5 protein-coding genes are annotated in these 7,224 nt (G+C 73.6%); all 5 read right to left on the bottom strand.

Features of this window, described 5'->3' with window-relative positions:
* Positions 1-115 precede the first annotated feature (115 nt).
* The 5 genes from ACZ45E_RS28930 to ACZ45E_RS28910 all read right to left on the bottom strand — a co-directional run bounded on the left by ACZ45E_RS28930 (position 116) and on the right by ACZ45E_RS28910 (position 6,934).
* A complete protein-coding gene (locus tag ACZ45E_RS28930; protein WP_468225956.1) occupies positions 116-2,224 on the bottom strand; it encodes an iron ABC transporter permease in 2,109 nt (702 codons plus the stop codon).
* Positions 2,221-3,285 (bottom strand): iron-siderophore ABC transporter substrate-binding protein, encoded by a 1,065-nt coding sequence (locus tag ACZ45E_RS28925; protein ID WP_468225954.1) that lies wholly within the window; start codon positions 3,283-3,285, stop codon positions 2,221-2,223. The genes ACZ45E_RS28930 and ACZ45E_RS28925 overlap by 4 nt, the downstream gene beginning before the upstream one ends.
* A gap of 56 nt (positions 3,286-3,341) precedes the next feature.
* Positions 3,342-4,202 carry an ABC transporter ATP-binding protein gene (locus ACZ45E_RS28920; RefSeq protein WP_468225951.1) on the bottom strand — a complete coding sequence of 287 codons (861 nt, stop codon included), beginning with the start codon at positions 4,200-4,202 and terminating at the stop codon, positions 3,342-3,344.
* 167 nt (positions 4,203-4,369) lie between these two features.
* Positions 4,370-5,245, bottom strand: a complete 876-nt coding sequence (locus ACZ45E_RS28915; protein WP_468225949.1) for a helix-turn-helix domain-containing protein — start codon at positions 5,243-5,245, stop codon at positions 4,370-4,372.
* A gap of 54 nt (positions 5,246-5,299) precedes the next feature.
* Positions 5,300-6,934 (bottom strand): sodium/solute symporter, encoded by a 1,635-nt coding sequence (locus tag ACZ45E_RS28910; protein WP_468225946.1) that lies wholly within the window; start codon positions 6,932-6,934, stop codon positions 5,300-5,302.
* Positions 6,935-7,224 lie beyond the last annotated feature (290 nt).

Raw genomic sequence — 7,224 nt, 5'->3', positions numbered from 1 at the left:
AGGGGGGGGGGTGTGCCTGTTTCCTTCCCTTCCTCGTTCTTCCCCCCCCCCCCCCCCCCCCCCCCCCCCCCCCCCCCCCCCCCCCCCCCCCCCCCCCCCCCCCCGCCGCTCGGGGTCATGCGCGGGACTGCCGGAGCACCCAGATGAAATACGGTGCGCCGACCAGGGCGATCATGAGCCCCGCCGGTATCTGGGCGGGCGCGACGAGAGTGCGGCCGAGGGTGTCGGCCACGCACACCAGCAAACCGCCGAGCAGCATCGAGACGGGGACGGCGCGGCTGTGCCGGGCGCCCACCAACGACCGGGCGAGGTGCGGGGCGACGAGCCCCACGAAGCCGACCACGCCGACGGCGATCACGCTGAGTGCCGCGAGCACCGCGGCGATCGTCAGCGCGGTGACACGGGTGCGTTCCACCCTGACGCCGACGATGCGCGGGGTGTCCTCGTCGACGGCGAGCAGGTCGAGTCGGCCGCGCATGGCGAGCAGTACGGGCAGGGCGACCGCCAGGGCCACCGCCACCGGTACGACGTCGGGCAGCTCCCGGCCGTAGGTCGTGCCGGAGAGCCAGGTGAAGATCCGGGGCGTGTTGTACGGGTCGGCGCGCAGCAGCAGGAAGGTGGTGACGGAGCTGAGGCCGTACCCGAAGCCGATGCCGATCAGGACGAAGCGGTCGGGCAGGAAGCCGCCGCGCCAGGACAGCAGGGTGATCACCGCGAAGGTGGCGAGCCCCGCCGCCACCGCGACCGCGATGAGCACGGGCCGGCCGCCGGGCAGCCCGGACGTGACGACGCCGGCCGCGCCGAGGCCGGCGCCCGCCGTGATGCCGAGGACCCCCGGTTCCGCCAGCGGGTTGCGTACGGAGCTCTGCACGGCGCAGCCGGCGAGGCCCAACGCCGCGCCGGCGAGGACCGCGGCGAGCATGCGCGGGACCCGGTCGTCGAGGGCGTGGCCGATCAGCTCGGGGGCGGTGCCCCTGGCCCAGAGCGCGATGTCTCCCGTCCGCAGCCAGAGGCTGCCCGCGAGGACCGCCACGAGGGCCGCCGCCGCCAGGAGCGCCGCCGTGCCGAGCACGACGAGAAGGAACCCGCGGCGCGACCGTACGGCGACGCGCGCGCGTGGGGGCTGCCGGAGCTGACCGGTGTCACGAAGACGCAGTGCGAAGACCACGATCACGACGGAGCCGAGCAGCGCGGTCGGTACGCCGGTGGGGATCGACGCGGCCCCGTCCGCGCCCTGCACGGCGCGCAGGGTCGCGTCCGCCAGCAGGATGAGCAGCGCGCCGAGCAGCCCGGCGGCGGGTACCAGGAGGAGGTGGCGGCGGAGCGCCGTGACCCGTCCCGCGAGCAGCCGGGCCAGGACGGGGGCGCCGAGGCCGATGAAGGCGATCGGGCCGGCGAGGGTGACGGCCGTGCTGGTCAGGAGGACCGCGCAGAGCACGGCGGTGAGGCGGGTGGTCCGGATCGGCACGCCGAGCGTGGAGGCGGTGTCGTCGCCGAGGTTCATCACGTCCAGGCGCCGGGACAGTGCCAGAGCGACGCAGAGCACGACGGCCACCAGGGGGAAGGCGCGGACGGACGCGTCGATGTTCAGCTGGGTGAGCGAACCGTTTCCCCAGGCGAAGAGGCCGGTCGTGTTCTTGTCGAACAGGATGAGGAGCATCCCGGTCGCCGCGTCCAGGGCCATCGCCGTCGCCGATCCGGCGAGGATGAGGCGGGTGCCGGCCGTGCCGGCGGCCCGGCCCGTGAGGACCAGGACGAGCGCCGCCGCGACCAGACCGCCGGCGAAGGCGACGGCGCCCGACGCCCACAGCGGGACGGTGAGACCGAACGCCGTGACGAGCGTGAGCGTGAAGTAGGACCCGGCGGTGACCGCGAGGGTGTCGGGCGAGGCGAGCGCGTTGTGCGTGACGGACTGGAGCAGTGTGCCGGCGCAGCCGAGGGCGAAGCCCACCGCGACGCCCGCGAGCAGGCGCGGCAGGCGCGAGCCGGTGAAGATCTCGCCGACCGGCGCGTCACCGGTGTGGTCCCGGTCGCCGGTGAGAGAGCGCACCAGGTCGCCCGCGCCGACGCCCGAGGTGCCTTGCGTCAAGTGCCATACGCCCACCAGGGCGGTCACGAGGAGAAGGAGTGCCAGCACGGCCGCCCCGGCGGGGCCGCCACCGCGCTCGGCGCGCGGCAGCGACCCCCGTCCGGCGGCCGGGGCCGGTGTCCGTGATGCGTTCACTTCTTGTCGAGTACGTCGACGTACGCGTCGATCGCCTGCTCGCAGGAGCGCGGACCGCCGGCGCCCCACACCCGCGCCGGGAACGCGTGGGCGCGGCCTTCCTCGACCGCCGGGAGGGTCTTCCAGATCGGGTTCTTCTTCAGTGCGGCGACGTACCCGCCGGCCCCTTCGTCGTTGGCGTAGAAGAGGTTGGCGTCCCCGACCGCGGTGAGTCCCTCGGCGTCGGTCTGCGCGAGGCCGTACGCGGGATCGACGCCGCCGTCCCCGTGGGCCTTGTCGACGGCCTTGGTCCAGGCGGGGGTCATGCCGAGTTCCTTGCCTATCTCGGTGAACAGGGCGCCGTCACTGTAGGGGCGGACGGTGAGGTTGCCTCCCTGGAGCCATCCGTCGAAGAAGAGGAAGTCCTTGGTCGGCAGGTCGGCGTCGGTGACCTGCTTCTTCGCCGTCACGAGGCGCTGGTCGAACTCCTTGAGCACCTGGTCGGCGCGCTCGGTGCGCCCTGTCGCCTCGCCGATCATGCTGAAGACCTCGCGCATGTTCCCGATCGGGTCGTCGGGGTTCGCACCGCGCGTCGCCATCACGGGGACGCCTCGCTTCTCCAGCTTCTTGATCGTCTCGTCCTCGGCGTCGAACGCCTCCACCACGATGAGGTCGGGCTCGGCCGCGTAGAGGGTGTCGAGGTCGGGCTCCTCGCGGGTGCCGATGTCTGTCACCCCGCTGGGCAGCTTCTCCGCGCTGACCCAGGTGCTGTATCCCTTCGCGTCGGAGACCGCGGTGGGGGTGACGCACAGGGTCAGCGCGTCCTCGACCTGCTGCCATTCCAGGACCGCGATCCTCTTGGCCGGCTTGTCGAGCTTCACCTGTCGGCCGACGCCGTCCTTGAAGGAGACCGGCTTCGTCGAGGTGGTGGTGGAGTCCTCGGCGCAGTTCTTCGACGCGGGCGACGCGGCGGCACTGCTGCCGGCCGTGGCCTTGTCGACGTCGGTCGTACCGCAGGCCGTTGCGGCGAGGAGGGCGAGCCCCGTGGAGGCTGACGCCGCCAGACGGCGGGCACGGTTCATGAAGGGTCCTCTTTCTCGGTTCATCGGCAGTGCGTGGGAAGGGCGTACCTGCTGCCTCAGGAGAGGTGGCGCCCGAGTGGATCGATACGGAACCGGCCCGTACGGGGGTCGAGGGTGACCTCGACACGTATGTCGTAGACCTCGCCGATGTTCTCGGCCGTGAGGACGTCGGCGGGTGTGCCCGCCGCGTGGACGCGGCCGGAGCGCATCAGGACGAGGGTGTCCGCGACCCGGGACGCCTGGTCGAGGTCGTGCAGGACGACACCGACCGCGATGCCGTGCTCGTCGACGAGATCGCGCATCAGGTCGAGCGTCTCGAACTGGTAGCGCAGGTCCAGGTGGTTGGTCGGTTCGTCCAGCAGCACGACGCCGGTCTCCTGGGCCAGGCAGGCCGCGAGCCAGACGCGCTGCATCTCCCCGCCGGAGAGTTCCCCGACCGACCGGCCGGCCATGTCCCGTACGCCGGTGACCCCCATGGCCCGGTCGACGGCGGCCCGGTCCCGCGCGGTCGGTCCGGCGAAGCCGCGCCGGTAGGGGTGGCGTCCGAACGTCACGACCTCCGTGACCGTCAGCCCCTGGGGCGCGGGCCTCGACTGGGAGAACAGCGTGACCTCGCGGGCGAACTGGCGGGGGCCGAGCAGGGCCGCGTCCCGCTCGGGCTGCCCCTCGGCGCCGAGTGTCACCCGGCCGCCGTCCACCCGGTGCAGTCGGGAGAGGGCGCGCAGCACCGTGGACTTCCCGCTGCCGTTCGGGCCCACCAGGGCGGTCACGCGGCCCGGTTCGAGAGCGAGCGAGACTCCGTGGACGACCGGCTCGCCGCCGTACCGCAGCACCAGTTCGTGCCCGTGGAGAGCGGCCACCGGCGCGGCGGGGTCCGGCACGCGGCGCCCGGCGTGCCGGAAGGGGCTTGTGAACATCGATGAGTCCGAAGGGTCGGAGGGGCAGGGAGTGCGGCACCCTCCGTCCGGCCGTCACAGGCCGGGGCCGCGAACCCGCCCGCGCACGGACAGCACCGTTCACGGCGAGCAGGAACTAAGGGTTACCTAACTCGGAGAAGGTTATATTCCGCTTGTCGCGTCGACAATCACGCGTTCCGGACACCCGATACGGCATTCCGGACACTCCCCGCGGCGCTGTCGTCCGCGTCGAAGAAGGCGCCCGGCGTGGTCCCCATGATCCGCCGGAACGCCGCGATGAAGGAGCTGGGCTGCGCATAGCCGAGCACCTCGGAGACGGTCAGCACGTCGAAACCCTCGGAGAGCAGCGTCAGCGCCCGGTGCGCACGCAGCATCTGCCGCCACTGCGCGAAGGTGAGACCTGTCGCCTGGCGGAACGCACGGGTGATGGTGCGGTCGCTGATCCCCAGCGACCGTGCCCACTCCTCCAGCGAGCGAGCGTCGGCGGGATCGTCCAGCAGCGCCTCGGCGATCACGTCGATGCGGGCGTCACCGGGCAGTTGCAGAGCGAACTGCCGCTCCGACGGCTGGATCACGTCGAAGACGACCGCTTCCGCCCGCGCCCTGGCCGCCGCGTCGAGGTCCGTGCGGGACAGATGGGTGAGCAGCGATTCGAGCAGCGGGGTCATCGTGATCGCCTTCGGCTCCCCGTACGCGAACGGCGTGCGGTCGGGGGCGAAGAAGGCGTCGTGGAACTTGGCCCCCGCCGTCGCCCGGCCGCCGTGCACCACCCCGGCGGGCATCCACAGCCCGTGCCCCTCGACGACGGTGAAGACGCGGTCCTCCACCCGGGACGTCAGGGTCCCCCCGCGCACCCAGACCAGCTCGTGCGCGGTGTGCGCGTGCGGGGCCCACTCCGTGGGAACGCGGGGTATCCGGAACCCGGCGACGATGGCGTGGGAGACGCCCGCGTCCCGCGGCAGCGCCACCGCCCGGCGCAGCGCGGTGCCCGCCTCGCGCCGCCACATCCCGGGGGTCGCCTCACCACGGGACGATCGGACCATGCCGGGGAGTCTATCCGGCGCTCTGTACGGCGATGGACCCGCGCGTACGTACGGTCAGGCCCGTCCGGACCCGTCCTCGAACCTCGTCATCTGATGCCGGCCCGCCGCTGCCGGCCTCCGCTGCCGCGACGGCACCCGCCGGCCACGCCGCCGGTCCGTGGCGGACCGTGTGCGGCCGACGAGTCCGAGCAGGAAACCGGCGGGAATGGTGATCAGCCCCGGGGTCTGGAGGGGGAACCAGTGCACATCGTGGTCGGGGAAGACCGCGATGGGCGTGCCCGTGACGGCCGGGGAGCCGGCCAGCAGCAGCACGATGAGCGGGATGGTGCCGTAGACCGTCCAGCGCACACCGGTCGCGGAGTGCCCCGGCAGGAAGAGCGCGTACAGCAGGACCGGCGCGAGCACCGAGGCCGCGACGGTGAACGACAACGAGATCAGCGTCAGTCTGCCGCGGTCCGCGAGAAGGACCGACATCACGACGGCGACGGCTCCCACCAGCACGATGCCGGTCCGTGCCCGCCGGATCTCCCCCGCGGCCGACCATGTCCCCGCGCTGTGCGCGGACCGGCCGCGGAAGTCGCGGGCGATGCTGGAGGCGGCAGCCAGCGTGATGCCGGCGACGGCGGCGAGGGTGGTCGCGAAGACGGCACACGCGACGATCGCGAAGAGCATGCTGTGCCGCGCGCCGTCGGCGGCCGGGTCGAGCGCCCCCGTCACCATGAGCAGGGCGGTCGCTCCCCCGGGGTCGGCGGCCCGCACGGCGTCCCGGCCGATCAGGGCGCAGGCCCCGAGCCCGGCCACCACCACCCCCGCGCACACCACCGCGACGGGTCCCACGGCCCAGCCGACGGCACGCCGCGCCGTGCGGACGTCCCGGAGCGGGTGCAACCGCATGGTGAGGTGCGGCAGGCAGGCGGCGCCGATCAGCAGGGTGCTCTGGAAGCTGATCAGGTCGAGGCGGCCGGCGACGGAGGAGCCGAAGTGGAGGCCAGGGCGGGCGTAGGCGGCGCCGGCTCCGGAGCGGTCGCGGGCGGCGTCGAACAGGGCCAGGGGCGACCATCCGTACCGGGCGAGGACGATGCCGGCGAGGAGTGAGAGGGCGGTGAGCGCCACACCGACCTTGAGGATCTGTACGTAGCCGACGCCGCGCATGCCGCCGACCGCCGCGTAGCCGATCATGAGGGCGCCTCCGGCGGCCGTGCAGCCGGTGAGCGCGCCGTCGGGCAGGCCGAACATGGCGGCCATGATGCGTCCGGCAGTGGTGAGTTGCACCAGGAGCAGCGGAGCGAGGACGACGAGACTCGCGACGCCCAGCGCCTTTCGGACGGACGGGTCACCGAGCCGGTCGGCGAGGAAGTCCCCGAGTGTGAACACGCCGCTGCGGCGCAGGGGTTCGCTCAGGATCCGCAGGACCAGGTAGAGCGAGAGGACGGTGGCGGCGGCGAAGAGCATGCCGTCGGCGCCGTCGAGGGCGACCGCCCCTGTGGTGCTGAGCAGGGTGGCCGCGGAGATGTAGTCGCCCGCGATGGCGAGCCCGCCGCCGACCGGGCCGAAGGCGGCGCTGCCTCCCGCGTAGAAGTGCTCGGGGTCGTCCAGGTCGGCCGCCGCGAGCCCGCACAGGAGCAGGGAGACGGCGACGAAACCGAGGAAGACCACGACGGCGAGCGACTGCCCGTCGCCGCCGTTCACGGTCGGGGCTCCCGCGCGGCCGGACCGCGCCGGTCTGTCAGGGCGTACGGGGTCGGAGTTGCGCGCATTGCGGAAAACATGCCGGGCATGGCATCAGCTGCCCGGCGGTGCGTACAGGGCCGGGAGTGTTCCGGCGGCGCCCGCACAGCGGGCCCGGAGCCATGTTGTGCGGCGGCACAAGGTGCCCGCGGGCGCGGGGGGGGGGGGGGGGGGGGGGGGGGGGGGGGGGGGGGGGGGGGGGGGGGGGGGGGGGGGGGGGGGGGGGGGGGGGAGGGGGGGGGGGGGGGGGG

This window comes from Streptomyces sp. NPDC030991, assembly GCF_055571235.1.
This window is presented reverse-complemented; position numbering and strand designations above follow the sequence as displayed.